This is a genomic window from Kineosphaera limosa NBRC 100340, from assembly GCF_000298215.1.
Taxonomy (GTDB): domain Bacteria; phylum Actinomycetota; class Actinomycetes; order Actinomycetales; family Dermatophilaceae; genus Kineosphaera; species Kineosphaera limosa.
The window spans coordinates 60,010-75,905 of sequence record NZ_BAHD01000014.1 but is presented as its reverse complement, the minus strand read 5'-3'; the positions used below and the strand labels follow the sequence as shown (position 1 = coordinate 75,905).

The 15,896-nt window shown below is 72.4% G+C and carries 10 protein-coding genes; all 10 read right to left on the bottom strand.

Annotation, left to right across the window (positions count from 1 at the left end; all coding sequences use genetic code 11):
* Window positions 1-41: 41 nt before the first annotated feature.
* Window positions 42-350 carry a phosphopantetheine-binding protein gene (locus KILIM_RS23105; RefSeq protein WP_006591462.1) on the bottom strand — a complete coding sequence of 103 codons (309 nt, stop codon included), beginning with the start codon at window positions 348-350 and terminating at the stop codon, window positions 42-44.
* Complete coding sequence (locus KILIM_RS04580) at window positions 337-1,191, bottom strand: ABC transporter ATP-binding protein (protein ID WP_006591461.1); 855 nt, start codon at window positions 1,189-1,191, stop codon at window positions 337-339. The genes KILIM_RS23105 and KILIM_RS04580 overlap by 14 nt, the downstream gene beginning before the upstream one ends.
* Window positions 1,188-4,313, bottom strand: a complete 3,126-nt coding sequence (locus KILIM_RS22065; RefSeq protein ID WP_006591460.1) for a SidA/IucD/PvdA family monooxygenase — start codon at window positions 4,311-4,313, stop codon at window positions 1,188-1,190. Before KILIM_RS22065 ends, KILIM_RS04580 begins: the two co-directional genes overlap by 4 nt.
* Window positions 4,310-5,443, bottom strand: coding sequence for an isochorismate synthase (locus KILIM_RS04570; RefSeq protein WP_006591459.1), 1,134 nt, complete (start codon window positions 5,441-5,443; stop codon window positions 4,310-4,312). The genes KILIM_RS22065 and KILIM_RS04570 overlap by 4 nt, the downstream gene beginning before the upstream one ends.
* Before the next feature lie 142 nt (window positions 5,444-5,585).
* The gene (locus KILIM_RS04565; protein ID WP_006591458.1) at window positions 5,586-6,293 is read right to left on the bottom strand and encodes an isochorismatase family protein; all 708 of its coding nucleotides are present in this window, start codon (window positions 6,291-6,293) and stop codon (window positions 5,586-5,588) included.
* Window positions 6,294-6,653: 360 nt separating this feature from the next.
* On the bottom strand, window positions 6,654-7,997 hold the full coding sequence (locus KILIM_RS04560; protein ID WP_006591456.1) for a Wadjet anti-phage system protein JetD domain-containing protein: 1,344 nt from the start codon (window positions 7,995-7,997) through the stop codon (window positions 6,654-6,656).
* Window positions 7,994-11,338, bottom strand: coding sequence for an ATP-binding protein (locus KILIM_RS04555; RefSeq protein WP_006591455.1), 3,345 nt, complete (start codon window positions 11,336-11,338; stop codon window positions 7,994-7,996). The genes KILIM_RS04560 and KILIM_RS04555 overlap by 4 nt, the downstream gene beginning before the upstream one ends.
* The gene (locus KILIM_RS04550; RefSeq protein WP_006591454.1) at window positions 11,335-12,078 is read right to left on the bottom strand and encodes a DUF4194 domain-containing protein; all 744 of its coding nucleotides are present in this window, start codon (window positions 12,076-12,078) and stop codon (window positions 11,335-11,337) included. Before KILIM_RS04550 ends, KILIM_RS04555 begins: the two co-directional genes overlap by 4 nt.
* Window positions 12,075-13,532, bottom strand: a complete 1,458-nt coding sequence (locus tag KILIM_RS04545) for a DUF3375 domain-containing protein (RefSeq protein ID WP_006591453.1) — start codon at window positions 13,530-13,532, stop codon at window positions 12,075-12,077. Before KILIM_RS04545 ends, KILIM_RS04550 begins: the two co-directional genes overlap by 4 nt.
* Before the next feature lie 105 nt (window positions 13,533-13,637).
* Entirely contained in the window at window positions 13,638-15,386 is a 1,749-nt protein-coding gene (locus tag KILIM_RS04540; RefSeq protein ID WP_006591452.1) for a heparinase II/III domain-containing protein, read from the bottom strand.
* Window positions 15,387-15,896 lie beyond the last annotated feature (510 nt).

The window sequence follows — 15,896 nt, the reverse complement described above, 5'->3', positions numbered from 1 at the left end:
CCTTTCGATGGGGGTGCGGTGGGACGGACCGTCGGTCCCGGTCAGGCCCGGCCGACGGAGACCGTTTCGAGCGCCTCGGCGACCGTGCCGCCCGCAGCCAGGTCGGCGAAGGCGACGTCGAGCCCGGCGGCACGCCACTGTTCGACAAGGCGCATGAGTCGCACGCTGTCGAGGCCGAGTCCGAGGAGGTCTTCGTCGAGGCGGATGTCGGTGACGTCGAGGCCTGCGGCGGCTGCGAGGTCGGCGAGCAGATCCGGCTGCGCCGGCGTCCCCCGCCCGGTCGCCGGTGCGGCTGTGGGGTCGCATTGCGGGTCGAGCGCGGGGTGGGCATTGGGCTCAGGTGCAGGCATGGGCAGTCCTTTCATCGGTGCTGGTCGGGACGGTCTGGTCGGGTTCGCAGGTGCCGGCGCGTCGGCGCGGGACGACCAGCGGCGTGCCCGTCTCGGGGTCGGCGACGACGCGGCAGCGCAGCCCGAAGACCTCGTGGACGAGGTCTTCGTTGACGACGTCGTGCGGCGCCCCAGACGCCATCCGTCGCCCGGACTTCATGACAACGAGGTGGTCGGCGTAGCGGGCGGCCAACCCGAGGTCGTGCAGGACGGCGACGACGCTGCGGCCGCTGCGGGCGAGTGCGGCGCCGGCCTCGAGCACGTCGACTTGATGCGCGATGTCCAGGAAGCTCGTCGGCTCATCGAGCAGCACGACGTCGGTGTCCTGGGCCAGCGTCATCGCGATCCACACGCGCTGGCGCTGCCCGCCGGAGAGCCCGGACAGCTCGATGTCGGCGAGATCCTTCGTGCCCGTGGCGGCGAGCGCCGCGTCGACGGCCGCGTGGTCGACGGCGGTCGCGGGCAGGAGGAAGCGCCGGTACGGCTGGCGACCGCGCATGACGAGATCGCGCACGCGGATGCCGTCGGGGGCGAGCGGCTGCTGGGGCAGGAAGGCGAGGGTCCTGGCGAGGTCACGCGCAGGATAGGAGGTAAGGGGACGCCTGTGCAGACTCACCTGCCCCGAGGCGGGTCGGAGTAGTCGGGCGAGGGTGAGCAGGAGAGTCGACTTTCCGCACCCGTTCGGGCCGACGACCGCCGTGAAGCCGCCACGGGGCAGGCTCAGGTCGAGGCCTCGGATGACATCCGGCAGGCGCGGGTAGCCGACGTGCAGCGCCGCGACGTCGAAGAGGGATTCGCTCATGGGAGGGCGACCGTCGTCGGCCGCGACGAGCCTCTGCTCTGGTCGGGGCGGTCGACACGGCCAGGCCCCGCTGTCGATGCGTTGGCGGCGCGACCGGCCTGCGTCACGGTGGCGACGATCTCACCCGCGCGAACGGCGACATTGGACAACAACGTCGCCGAGACACCGTGCTGGTGGCGGGTCTGGCCGATGAGGAAGAGCTGGCCGCGGGCGTTCACGTCCCATTCCGCCGCGTAGTCGCGCCGAGCCAGCGGCCTGCCCGAGGCGTCGCGGCGGAGCGCCCGGCCGGAGTCGCCCAGCAGGGCAGCTGGGTCGAGCGGCACGTAGCCCGTCGCACACACGACGGCGTCGGCGCGCAGCCGCACTCGTCCGGCTCCGGTCGAGTCCCCCCTCGCGAGCATCTCGCCTGCTCCCAAGGATCCGCCGAGCAGCTCGATGAGATCGAGCTCGACGGCGTCGCCGCGGTCTCGGCCCTCGAGCACGCGCGTGCAGGGGTGCCAGATCACCCGTTCGCGCCCAAGCCACCGATCGCGGTAGTCCAGGTCGAAGAGGGTCTGCAGCGTGGCGGGGCTGACGACGGCGTCGTTGGTGTTGGCGTGCAGGGCGTTGACGCGGGCTCGTTCGGGTTCCGGCGCGTCGAAGAGCACGTCGACGCTGGCCGGGTCGAAGATCCGGTTGGCGAACGGCGAGGAGTCCGAGGGGGTGTAGGCGAACTTCCCGTGGACGGCGTGAATCCGGGCCGACGGCAGCTGCTCGCGCAGGTGCAGAACCACCTCCGCGGCGCTCTGCCCGCCGCCTAGGACGACGACGTCGCGGGTGGTCGCGGGGTCGAGGTCGCCGACGCGATGCAGATGCTGGCTTGCGTGCCAGACCCGCGGGCCCGCGGGCAGTTGGGCGGGCATGATCGGCTGCAGGCCGACCGCGAGCACGACGTGGCGGCTGCGTAGGCGGGTCATCCCCGCCGCGTCGCTGATGTCGACGTCGTAGGCCTCGATCGCGCCGTCCACGACGACGGGGGTCACGGCCTCGACGCGAGCGGCGTACGTCACGTCGTCGCGCAGCTTCTCCGCGGCCCACCGCAGATACTCGACGAACTCGACCCGCAGCGGCGTCATCGAGCCGCGGTTGACGAAATCCGCGAGTCGCCCGCGCTCGGCAAGGAACTGCACGAAAGTAAAGGCCGACCGGGGGTTGCGCATGGTCGCAAGGTCCTTAGCAAAGGCCACCTGCATCGAGGCGTCCTCGAACAGCAGCCCCTCGTGCCAGCGCGGGTACGGCGCCGCGTCGACGAACCGCGCCGCCAGCCCCGTCGCGCGCCTCTCGTTCTCCTCCCGGATCGCCACGGCCAGGGCCATGTTCGCGGGCCCGAAGCCGACTCCGAGCACGTCGAGGACCTCGGGGCCGGATCGAGGCGCCGCCGCCGCAGGTGCGGCCGAGGCAGCGATGGTGGCGACGGGAGGCGTGACCCGGCGTCGCGCCACCTTGCCGACCGCGGTCGTCGGGAGTGCCTCGACGATCCGGTAGGCGTCGGGGATCTTGTAGGCCGCGAGCGACTGGGCGACCAAGTGGCGCCGCAACTCCCGGCGATCGATGGGCGCGGGGGGCGCGGCCGAGTGCCCGCCCGACGACCCGTTCGCCTCCGACGACGACGGCGCGGTCGCACGAGGCACGACGTAGGCGACGACGCGCTCGCCCAACAACTCGTCGGCCTCGGCGACGACGCACGCATCGTGAACGCCAGGGTGCCGTAGCAGGGCGTCCTCGACCTCGGCGGGCGCGACCTTTTCGCCGCCGCGGTTGATCTGCTCCTTCGTCCGGCCGACGACGGTGATGCTGCCCGTCTCGTCCCGCCGCACGAGATCACCGGTCCGGTAGAAGCCGTCCGGGGTGAAGGAGGCGTGCTCGCGAGGCCCGCCGAAGTAGTAGCCGCGGATGGTGTACGGCCCGCGCACCTGTAGCTCCCCGACCTCACCGGCTCCGACGTCGACGGGCGTGCCAACGAGGCCTGCGCCTGCGTCGTCGACGGCCACGACCCGGACCTCGTCGAACGCCGACATCGGTCGCCCCTGGGTCGTGACTATCGTGTCGAGGTCATCGGTCGGGCTGGTGTAACAGACGAGCCCCTCGGCCATGCCGTAGACCTGCTGGAGGCAGCCGAGCTCTCCGTGGATCCGGCGGGCCACCGCGGGCGAGAGCCGGGCACCACCGACGAGCACCCGCCGCAGAGTGCGCAAGTCGGCCCCGCGGCGTGCCGCAGAGTCCAGCAGCACCTGGATCAGGGGCGGCACGCCGATGAGGTGGGTGGCGCGGTTCGTCTGGATCGCGGCGCAGATCGTCGCCGGGTCGCCGTGGGCACACAGCACGACGCAGCCGCCGGCGGACAGGACTCCGAGGAAGCCCGGCGAGCTCATCGGGAAGTTGTGGGTGAGCGGCAGCGGGATGACGAGCACCGTGGACTCATCGACGCCGCACAGTTCGTTGCTGCGCAGGAACGAGTAGGCGTATTCGCGGTGGGCCCGCGGAATGAGCTTGCTCGCTCCGGTCGTGCCGCCGCTGAGCTGGAAGAACGCGAGCTCCTCCGCATCGGCCCAGTCTCGTGCAGGCGGCGGGGCCTCGATCCGATCCATCGGTCGGCCGGTCCAGCGGATGACAGCAACGTCGTGCCCGACCCGGGCTGTGACGTCGCGCACGAGGGTGTCGGGATCGACGCCGAGGAGGTCGCCGAGAACCCAGTGCGTGGCGCGTCCGGCCGCAAGGAACCCCGCGATCTCCGCGCCCCGGTGTGTGCTCAGGGCAGCGATCGGGAGGGCCCCGAGCCGGAATGCGCCGAGGAGGGCGGCGATGGCATCGACGGTGTTCGGCATGTGCAGGAAGACGGCGTCGCCGGCCGTCACGCCGCCGGCGGCGAGGACACCGGCCGCCCGTTCGCCGGCCGCCACGAGCTGCCGGTACGTCGTCGTCCCGGCGGCGTCGACGACTGCGGGGGCGTCGGGCCGGCGCGCGGCGCGGCGGGCGATGAGGTCTTCGATGCGCGTCTTGCCCCACAGACCGGCCTGCAGGTAGCGCTGCACATCGGACGGGGGGTAGGGCGTGACGCCCGCAGAGTGTTGCAGGGACGTCATCGGGGGTCTCCTGTGCCTGCCGACGCGGGGGCGAGGGAGGCGGTCATAGTGGCGAACTTCGCGGCGGTCTCGGCATGTTCGGCGTCGGGGGTGGAGCCGGCGACGACGCCTGCGCCGGCGAAGAGGCGGGCCTGCCCGTCGCGGATCCGCGCACAGCGCAACGCGAGTGCCCACTGGCCGTGGCCCGCGGCGTCCTGCCACCCGACCAACCCTGCGTAGCAGCCGCGGTCGTGGGGCTCGAGATGGCGGATCGCGTCGAGGGCGCCTTGGGTGGGCACGCCGCACACGGCGGGTGTCGGGTGAATGGTCGCGGCGGCCTCGAGGGCGGTGACGTCGGGCCGCAGAACTCCGGTGAGCCTGGTGCCTAGGTGCAGCATCGCATCGGTCGCGAACAGCCCGGGTCCGCTCGGCACGTCGAGGCGTCGCAGGAGCGGACGGAGCCGGTCGACGATGTGGTCGACCACGAAGCGGTGCTCGCGGCGGTCCTTGTCGGAGGCGAGCAGCTCGCGGCCCCGTGCGGCGTCGGTCGCGGCGTCTCCGCTGCGCGGCGCCGAGCCGGCGAGGGGGTGGGTGGCAAAGCCTGTGCCATCGACCTCGGCGACGAGTTCGGGTGACGCACCGAGGAAGACCACTCCGCCCGGGCTGCGGACCGCGAACGCGTAGCCCTGCGGGTTGCGGGCCGCCAGCCGGGCCCAGACGAGGTCGACGTCGAGGTCGGCGAGCGAGAGGTCGATGCTGCGCGCGAGCACGACCTTGCGCAGGGCGCCGTCGGCGATGCTGATCAGGGCCTGCGCGACACTGCGTCGATAGCTGTCGTCGCACCGCGTCGCGGCCTCGCGTAGGTCCGCTGCCATCGACATTCGTGCCCGTTCCAGCGCCTCGTCGGCACCGGGTGTCCGCTGTTGTTCGGCGCAGACCGCCGAGAGGTCGACGCGGTGCCGTTGGGGCTGCTCCACGACGAAAAGGTCGGGACGCGCCTGCGGGTCGAAGGGCACGAGGCCGCACACCAACCCGCCGCGGCGGCGTGTCTGCCCGGTGAGGGCGGCCGTGGCCCACCGCGCCAACCCGCCCGGCCCGGCCTCCGCCAGCGCAGGCACGTCGAGGGCTGGGCCACGATAGCCCTGGACCACGGTGCCTCCCGCGGCGAAGACGAAGTCTGCGTGCGCCGGACCGACACCGCCTCTACCCTGGTCCGCCGCGGGACTGCCGAGGTCTGCAGGCTGTCGGGGCGCAGCGCCGGGCGCTGTCGGGCTCGTGAGGAGGGACATCGGCTCAGCCCCGCAGCGCATCGGCCGGGACGGCAGGGGTGTCGGAGCAAGCACCCCGGAGGACGTGCTCGTCGAGGGAACGCAGGACCTCGCGAGTGGTGACGACCTGGCCACAGCGCCGGGCGACGTAGCGGGTCGCCATGATGTGATCTTCCGCGCTGAAGTCGGCCATCGCGTCCGCAGCGAAGAAGACCCGGATGCCCTCCATAAAGGCGACGAGTGCCGTCGTCAGGCAACCGATGTGGGCGTAGACGCCGGTGACGACGAGCTGGTCGCGGGCGGTGAGTTCCATGCGTTGCCGCAAATCGGAGCGGTAGAAGGCGCTGTAGCGCCACTTCGTGAGGACCACGTCGGACTCTCGCGGAGTCAGCGGCGCGACGATGCCCGCCGCACTGGCGTCGGCCAGCCCCGGCCCCCAGAAGTCGGTGAGGAGGGCTCGGTCGGCCGGGTCCTGAGCGGGCGGCTGTGCGGTGTAGACGACCGGCACCCCCGCCCGCCGGGCCGCCGCGACGAGGGCGGTCATGTGCTCGATCGCCGCGTCGAGCTGGTCCGGACCCTGCGGGCCTCGCCTGTCGAAGACGCCGACGAAGTGTTCCTGCATGTCGTGGACGAGCAAGACGGCACGGCGCGGGTCGAAGTGCCACGCCGTCACGTTGTCGCTCAGGCCCGTGGCGGGGTCGAACGGGTAGGGGCGAATCGTCGGAATCGGCACGAGTCGATGTCCTTCCCAAGGCCATTGGAGCGGGCAAGGGATCCTGCCCGCCGCGACCCTAGCAAAGGTTAGCCTTACCTAACTAGGCGGCTGTCCTCCTTTCTCCGGCGTGCGTCCTCGAGGCGCCGCCCATGCGCGTCGGACGTCGTTGAAGTCCGCGAGCAGCGTGTCGGGAAGGTTGAACGTCGGCGGCCGCCCATTCGCATCACGCAGGTTAGGGATCGCTCCGCTCCCCGCCGCTCGGTGCGGACCAACCACCTCCACTCCTGTGCGGTCAGTCCCGCGGGCGAGGTCTGAACTTCCAATGTGGCAGCAATTGGTAGTTGGCTGGTAACGCTCGCCTTTTCAGCCTTCCCCAGGTCAAAGTGGCCCGTCGCCAGCCTCTTGTGGCGCGGCCCGACGCAGGGCCGCCAGAGCGTGCTCCCACGGGATGCGCTCCTGCTCCAGGCGCACATCGCCCTCGCGTCGAAGCGCGTGCAGCGCACGAACCTCACCCTCGGTCAGCGTGTCGATGTCGCCGCGGACCGGGGTGGGCTCGGGCACCCAGAGGTCGCGGTGCGCCAGGAGGGTCGGCTCGTCCATGAGCACCGACGTCACGTTCGGGTGACCGCGGCGCAGATGCCGCAGGATCGCGAAACCGTTGGAGTCCAGGTCGCCCCAGTAGAGGACCGGCGCACGCCGCACCCACGGCAGTCCGCCGACCACCGAGACCGCGTAGCCCGAGCCGTGCACCGCCACCGCCCCCGGCCAGGGCGGCAGCGCGAGCATCGACTCGAGGTTCTCGAGCACGATGACGAGCCTCGGCGCGAGGGCCAGTTCGGCGAGTTGGGCCGCGGGGGCGGCCAGGTCGCGCAGGCCGCCCACCGCCAGGGCCTGGCGGGCCTGGTCGGTTTCGCCAGCCTGGTCGGTTTCGCCAGCCTCGTCGGCATCGCCAGCCTCGTCGGCATCGTCGGCATCGTCGAGGATGCGGATGCGGATGAGCCGGTCGGCGTCGAGGAGGCCGAGGTCCGGCGAGCCTGTCGCCGCCGCGACGAGGTCGGTGACGAGCCTCCGGTGCGCGCCGAGCCACTTGGAATCGACCCCCCGCACCGGCACCTGACGCGGACGCAACCCCGCCACCGGGTGCGCGACGATCCAGGCCGCCACGTCGACCACCTGCCCGAAACGGTCCGGGTCATAGCCTGCGAGGTCGCGGGCGTGCCGCCGGATCACCGCGCCCAACGCGTCCAGCGCGCCGAGCCGGTCGGCGAGGCACACCGCCCGGTCCCGCAGCCGGCGCCAGTGCGCTTCCGCCGAGCCTCCGACGAAACGCCCGACCGCGTCGGCGTCGCTCAGGTGCAGGCGCACCGGCACCCGCTGCCGCCCGATGCTGCGCCACGACCGGATCTGCCACTCCACCTCGACCCCCGACAGTGGCGCAAGGCCGGCCCACTCGCGCGCCCACGCCTCCGCCGCCGGCTCGTCGGCGAGCATCTGCCGCTCGGTCGGCGGCTTGAGCGGGATCGACACGAGCGCGCCGACTGGACCATCCGGGCTGTCAGCGACGAGTTCGGCGCCCTCCCCGGACGCTTCCGCCACCGCGCCGGTCACCGCGCCCGACACCTCGCCCGACATGGCGCCCGACACTGCGGCGGCCGCCCACTGCGCCGACTTGGCCTGCAGCCGCGCCCGCGCGAGCTCCCGCGCCGCGGCGACCCCGATCACGAGGAGGCGCCCCGCTCGTCCCACTCGATCGTCGCGATCTGCGACCGCCGCCGCGTCGGATTCTCGATCGAGGTCGCGGCGCCGACGTACGGCTCGATCGTCTGCAGAAGTTTCTGTGGGGTCGCGAGCACGAGGTGGAAGCCGAACTCGCGGAAGATGTCGAGCGCCATCCGGGTGTAGCGCGTGTCCGCCTTGTCGAAGGCCTCGTCGAGCACGATCGTGCCGTAGCGCGGATGCGGTTCGTCGGCGTCCGCGAGCTGGTAGCGCAGTGCCGCGGCGAGGCAGAACACGACGAGCTTCTGCTGCTGGCCGCCCGACATCGCGGCGCCGGAGTCGTACGTCGCGTGCGCCCGCCCGTGCGCGTCGATCTCCTCCGCGCGGAACGTCACGTGCAGCCGCGTGTCGAGGCATTGCGTGCGCCACACCCGGTCGACGTGGTCGCTCGAGGCGAACCGCCGCATCAGCTCGGCGAGCGTGGCGAACCGGCGTTCGGCCGCGTCGAGATCGTCCTGCCCCCACCCGCCCTCGGCGATCGACCGCAGATCGCCGATGAAGCGCGTCACCGTCTCGCTGCGCCGCGTCTTGACCCGCAGCCGCAGCCACCGCTCGTCGTCGAAAGGCGAGCGGCGCAGCGAACTGTTGACCGGCACGACGCGATCCTCGATCTCGCGTGGCGCCGCGAGGATGTCGCTGACCAGCTCACCGATCATGTCCCGCGAGCGCTCCCGCAGCAGCCGCAGGAACGTCGCCTCGTGCTCGGGCAGGCCGTGGGCGATGATCTGATCGAGGATCTCCAGGTAGGCGGCGCGATCCTCGACCCGCGGCACGAGGTCCGCCGACGACGCCGGCCACCGCTCCTTGAAGCGGGTCGCGAGCGTCGTCACCGTACCGGAGGCCTCCCGCGCCGCCTCTTGCGCCACGTCGCGCTCCCGCTGCAGCCGGCGCATCACGTCGTGGCCGACGTCGGCGATCGTCGATCGCGTGATGCGACGCTGCACCGCCCGGAAGCGCCGGTCGAGCTCCGCCCACGTCGCCTCGTCGACCTCGGGCACCTCGCCCGAGGCGATCTGCGCCTCCAGCGCCTGCGCGGCAGCAGTCAGTTCGTCGCGCGCCGAGCCCGCCTGCCGCAGAGCGAGGCGCGCGTCCTCCCGCAGCCCGGTCGCCGTGTCGCGCGCCACGCGAGCCTCCTCGGCCTCCCGGACCGCGACGCCGAGGTCGCCGTCGTGGGCCGTGAGCTGCGCCAGCGTCGTCGTGAGGCGCTCCACCTCGGCCTGCGCCGCGGCGCGGTCGAGGTCCGCCCACGACTGGCCGCGGATCGACTCCAGCGTCGCCCGCCGGTAGTCCGCCTCGCTGCGCAGCCGCGCGGCGCGGTCGACGATCGCGCCGGCCGCCTCCTCCTCCCGCGTCGCCTCGCGCAGCTGGGCGATGAGCGCCTCGAGCTTGCCCTCCCGGTCGCCGAGCACCCAGTGCGCGCGGTCGTCGAGGCGCTGCCGGTCGTCCTTCTCGTAGCGCGATCGCGACTTGATCTGGCCGTGGATCGTCACGGCCCGCGGATGCGCGTCGAGATCGTCGGGGCTGTCGACGCACGCGACGTCGAAGCGCTCCGACAGCTGCCCCGACACCCACGCGGCGAACGGGCCGTCGGCGACCCGCACGCGATGCACCAGCGAACTCTCGTGCCCGGCCGGCCGCGGGGCCGGGGCGTCGCCGCGCACCTCCTCGTAGACTAGCCGCGCCGGGATGCGGTGCGCATCGACCCACCGGCGCACGACCGGCAGGTGCTCGCTGCGCACGAGCAGCGTGAGCGCGAAGGGCCGCAGCACCCGCTCGATCGCACCAGCCCACTCCGCGAATTCGGCACGCACGTCGATGAGCTCGGCCGCGAACGGCAGCGCGCTCACCGGCAGCCCCGTCGCCTGGGCGATCGAGGCACGCACCGCGACGAGCCGGTCGGGCACCGTCGACCCGCTCCGGCGCAGCGACGCGATCTCGACCTCCACCCGCTCCTTCTCGCGGCGGGCCTGAGCGTGCCGGTCGAGCTGCGCGTGGGTCGGGCCGGCCGCGCTCGGCGTCGGCGCCGTGTCGATCTGCGCGAGCAGCTCGGTGAACTCCGTCGACGTCGTCGGCGTGTGCGCGATCCCGGCGGTGCTGACGAGTCGGCGCAGCTCCTCCCAGCGCCGGGTCGTGGAGTCGACGGCCTCCCGCGCCGCCCGGATCCGGTGCTGCAGATGCTCGGCCTCGGAGCCGCCGAGGTCGCGGGCCCGTCGCTGCGCCCGCTCGAAGTCCTCCTCCGCCCGGGCCGCGGTCTCCTGCGCGCGCTGCGCGTCGAGGCTCAGCCCGGCGATCTGCTCGAGCACCCCCCGAATCTCGGCGCGCGTGAGGTCGAGGCCGCGGCGGGTGCGATACGGACCCAACGCCTCCGCCAGCGCCCCCGCCGTGCTCGCCGCCGTGTTCGCGCGGTCGAACTCCTGGGCCGCCGTGCGCAGCTCCAGGAGGAGGTCGCGTTGCTTGCGTAGCTGCACGACGTGGTCGTGGGCGTCGCGCAGCTCCCCGAACTGGGTGACCGCCGACTCCGCGAGCGCGAACGTGCCCGGCCGCTCGAGCATGTACTCGCGGAACAACTGGTCGAGGCTGTCGAGGCTCTTGGCCGACTGCGTCTTGTGCAGCAGCTGCAGCGCACCCTCGTGCGGGATGCCGAAGAGCGAGCGCAGCCGCGCGTAGAAACGGGCGTGCGCCCCGCCGGACGTGACGACCGCATCCGGCCAGGCCGCCTTGACCTTGCGGGTCTCGAGCCCGGCGCGGGCGTAGGGCTCGAGGTCGCGCAGGTCGATCGCGCTCCGGTCGAGCAGATAGAGGTCGCTGACATCCGACGACGTCGTCCCCGTGCCCTTGACGAAGAAGAGCCGGGCCAGCGAGACCGGCCGATCGACGCCGTTCTCGTAGCGCAGCACGATCCCGCTCCACGTCGCGCCGGTGCGCAGGTAGGCCGAGACGACCCGGTCCTCGAGCTCGTCCGTCGTCCGCGACCACGCGCCGCGCACGTAGCTGACGACGCTGCGCTGGTCGACGCGCGCGCCGGCCCCCTGCGCGGCCTGGTTGAACCGCAGCCACCGATCCGGGGTGAGGACCGCCGCGATCGCGTCGAGCAGCGACGACTTGCCCGAGCCGGACGGCCCCGTGACGAGGTGCCCGGCGCGCGCGATCGGCATCCGGTAGATCGCCCCGTCGAACGTGCCCCAGTTCGCGACCTGGATCTCGGCGAGGCGCCACTGCCCGTCGGGCGCGGCGCCCGCGTCGCGGTCGGGCTCGGCGGCGAGGTCGAAGGGCAGGGTGTCGCTCACGGAGCCTCCCCGTCATCGGTCTCCGCAGCATCGGCATCGGCATCGGCATCGGGAAGCGTTGGCTCGTCGCTCTCGGCGAGCCTGGCGTAGACCCGGCTCAGCGCCCCGACCTGCTCCTCGTCGATGAGGAACTTGACGACGGGCGAGATCTCGACCCGGTCCTCGCCGACGTCGTGCAACACCCGGAAGCGGTTCTTCATGCGGGTCCACGCGCCGTTGAGGTTGCGCAGGTAGGTGCTCTCGTCGCCGTCGCGATAGACCGAGAGCCGCTCGTAGACCTCCTCCTGACCGACGATGACGCGCGGCTCCCCAGCCGCGGACAGCAGGAGTTGCCGCAGCACGAGGAGCATCGCGGTGTCGACGAAGGTGAGTCGCTCGCTGCGCAGCGCCTGCGGCACGTCGGCCTGGGTGGTGCGGACCTTGCGGGTGAACGCGAACTCGTCGACCCGGTCGATGACGAGGTCGAGGAACAGGTCGTGCAGCCGCGACCGGATCGCCTTTTCGTCCGCCACGAGCGCGGCCCACAGCTGCGGATTCGCGCGACCCGAGACGTAGGGCCCCTGGAGCAGGCGCAGCAGCGCGCGGCGGGAGCCGTCGTGCAGCGTGCCGGTGTCGCCGGGCCACAGGCCGACCTGCGCGCCGTCGTCGTGGGCATCGTCGCGGCAATCGTCGTGGCCGATCTCCTGGCCCATCCCCACGCCGCTGGGCCGGTCGGAACTCACGGGCTGATCGGGGCTCACGCGTCCACCTCCTGGGTGAAGAGGTGCCGCTCGACGTCGGCGTGGCGGTCGATGCCGTCGACGCCCTGCCAGGTGAGCTGCTCGGTCTCGGCGTCGCGCACCTCGCCGTAACGGGTGGCCAGCGACAGCAGTCCGACGACGCTCGCGACGCCCTGGCTCGCGGGATGGGCGTGCAGCACCTCGCCGACGCTCGCGGTCGAGGCTCCCGCCAGCACGGCGTTGACGTGCCGCACCAGCTCGGGGTAGTCGATCTCGGTCTCGCGCGCCAGCGCCGCGAGCACCGCGAGATCGACGCTGCCAGGCGGCTCGTCGAGCAGGGCGGAGCCGGTGTCGAACTCCGTCGGATCGTGCGGCGTCGTCTCCCCGACGCTGGTCAGGCGCATCGCCGACAGCTCCAGCTCGAGCCCGACGTCGCGGTACGGGCGGGTCTGGCGGCTCGCGGGGATCGCGGCGGCGAGCGCCTCCTGGAGGGCCTGGCGCATCGCCCGGTCGCGCGCGAACTCCTGGGAGTGCACGTAGCGCCGCAGGCCGCGGGCGAACTCCGTGAGCACACCGTGCACCTCGCGGCTGCCGTTCTTCAGCTCGCGGACGAGGGTCCGCAGCATCCGGCGGGCCTCCGGCGGCAGGCGCCGCGCGAACTCCCGATCGAGGATGTCGGCGACGTCGACGTCGAAGGTCGCCGACCGCTCCGGATCCCGGATGAGCGCCGAGAAGGCCGTGAACGTCCTTCCCTCGTCGGAGGATTCGATGAGGTCGACGCCGCGGAAGACGTCGTCGAGCACGGTGCTCTGGGCCGCGTCGGCGTTGACGATGCTCGCGCGCAGGTCCTGGTTGAGCTCCTCGAAGCGGGCCCGCACCCGGGCGAAATCCGCGGGCAGGTCGCGGGCCTGGAGAAGCACGTCGGTGACCCGCTCGAGGGCCCGCCGATCGTCGAGCACGTCGACGTCGCCTCCGGTGAGCCGGTCGATCTGCGCGTCGAGCCGGTCCCGCTCGGCGCGCAACGCCTCGACGCGGCGCGTGACGTCGGTGTCGGTGTCGATCGCGAGCTGATGGACCGCCGCCATGAGCCCGACCAGGCGCGACTCGGTGACCGTCGAGCGGGGTTCGTCGAGCTGGGCGAGGATCCGCAGCCCGTCGATCGCCTCCGGAGACAGCTCGTAGGTCTCCCCGCGCGACTCCGGCGCGGGACGGCGGACGAGCAGGCCGGCCGCCCGCCAGTCGTCGCAGTACGCCTTCGCGGACTTGGCCCCCAGATCGAAGTGATCGCGCAGCTCCTCGAGGTCGGCCTCGAGCAGTTCGTGCAGGTCATCGGCCGGCAGGCGCGCGCCGGGGGCACCGAGGTGCGTCGAGAGCATGGCCGCGGCCACCGCCACATGGTCGGCCCGCAGCAGGCGCAGCGTCGCGCTCTCGCGCACGAGCCGCCCGAAGGTGAGCGCGGCGGCGAGGGCGGACATCCCCCCATGCTGCCCGACGGCCTGTTCCACCCGCCCAAGGGCCGCTCTTGCGCCACCGCTGTGGCGGTCACCCGACGCCGCCGGGGGGTCTCCGGCAGCAGGCCCCTACGGCGCGGCCTGGGCAGCGTCGGCGTGGCTCGAAGCGGTCGGGTCGACCGACGGAGTCGCCGAGCCGGACGGCGCGGGCTTTTCGGTGGTGAGACGGAAGGTCGTGCGGACGAGCCCGGGGCCGGTGATGGTCAGTTGGTAGGCGGGTTGCTTCTGGCCGCGGTGCGGAAAGACCCAACCGCCGATGGGATCGCTGCTGCCGCGCACGGCAGCGATGGTGGCGCCGGGACTGTCGACGACGAGCTGGGCGCCGGACTTATGCGTCAGGGACCAGCGGCCTGGAGCCAGCTGTTTGGCCGCGGTCCAGTCCGGGTCCAGCAGCCAGCGCTGCTCCAGCGGCGATTCGGCGCCACTGGGGAGGTCGTCGGTGATCGTCGCCGTGGAGACGCCTGCGCGGCCCGGGTCGATGTGCACGATCCGCCGCTGCTGCGCGCCGTAGGGCGAGCCCGTCAGAGTCAGCGTGCGGCCCGCCGCGTCCTGCGCCTCGTCGACGAGGATGAACCCGTCCTTGCGGGTCGGCGCCGCCCCCGGCGGGCGCGCCACGTTGGCCGCCGCCGGCGAGAAGCCCCACACGACCAGCGGATCCTTCTGGTCGTAGCCGAAGAAGCCGCTGCCCACGAGCACCCGATGCCCGCCGGCCGTCCACGTCAGCGACCCCTGATCGTGGTGCCCGTGCGATCGGCGCGGCGGGCCGTAGCGCAGCGTGAAGTACGTCGTCTTCGGGTCCGTCCACGACCACCGACCCACCACGAGCCCCGCCTCGTCATCCCGAAACAGCCCCGGCGCCGAACAGTCCGTCGCGGTGCCCTTCACGCGATTCGCGTCGCCGATCTGCACGATCCGGCCGTCGGGCTCCGTCAGCCACGCCGCGACGCCCCGCGCCCGCGTCACCGTCTCACCCAGCAACGTCAGGAACGGATCGTCGGGATCAGCCGCCGCGACCATCCGCCCAGCGCCGGCCCACATGTTCGCGTTGATGATCTGGTACCCCGACGACTGCTCCAGCGTCGTGCCGCTCGTGCTGAACGCCTCCGGCATCTCGTCCTTGAGCCGCGCCGTCGCGTCCCGCACCCAGTCGTCCCGGCCGATCTGGCGGCCGGCCTCGATGAGCCGTACGTTCGCCATCAGTCCGTGGTTGTGCACCGGGTGATTCGGCGGGCCGTAATAGCGGTCGCTGAAAAGCACCCCGGCCTCCGCCTCCATGGCCGGGATGAGGCGGCGATCCGAGGTCATCGAATACAGACAGGAGAGGGCCTCCAGCCGGCGCAGGGACGTGCCCTCGTCCCATCCCCGGTCATTGTTTCCCGGGTCCGGATTCTCGGCATAGAAGCGGGTGACCGTCGCCAGCAGTCTTTCTTTCACCTCATCCTGCGAATCACTGATCGCACGGCGCACCAACGGTGGCACCCAGTCGAGGCTGAACATCGTCATCTGCCACGTCGGGTCGCTCGAGAGCTGCCCGCCGCGCCGCCAGGGCTCGGCGCCGAGCGTGAACGACGGCCCCGAGTCGAGGGTCACGTGGATCGGAGCGTCGTCGCGGACCGGCTCTTCGCTCGTCCGGTCGCAGCGGCTGGTGACCTGCCGGTTCAACCCCAGCGGATCGACCTCAGTTCTCGGACAGGGGTTTTCAGCCACTAGCTGCGACGGCGGTGCCTGCGGCGGCGCGCCGGAACTGAACAGGGTCGTGACGAGGATCGGCACGGCCAGGCAGGCGGCCGCAGCCGCCAGCACACGCACACGCGGCATCGCCGCCCCTATCCACCCGGACCCCCGTCAACTCACACCGCCGGACGCGCAGCGCTGCTGCCTCGAGATACCCCCGCATCTCACGTCCTGGGTGGACACGCGCCGGCTCGGCGCACGTGTATGCAATTCAGGCTAGGTCGCCGAACCCGCTCGGTCAAGAATTGTCGGGCCATCCAGAAAGGCGCCGAGTGTTTGAAGAGAATGTCGAGAACAGCGAAATCCTGAAACGTTCGTCTTGAACGATTGATCGAAATGTTCCCGCATTGTCGCCGCCGAAGTCGACGGTTGCGCCCACTGCCGAGGGGCGCGGTCGCAACCACAACCGTCGGCAACGACCGCAACAGTCGAACGGAGGGGTGGGGCCGAGCGGAGGGGTGGGGCCGAGCGGAGGGGAGGGGCCGGGCCGAGGGGTGGGGCCGGGCCGAGGGGTGTGGTCGGGCCCCCCGGGCCGCGGGCCCAGCCGAGACAACCCACCCCTTCTCTTAGGTGAGCCTTGCCTTATAGGGTGGG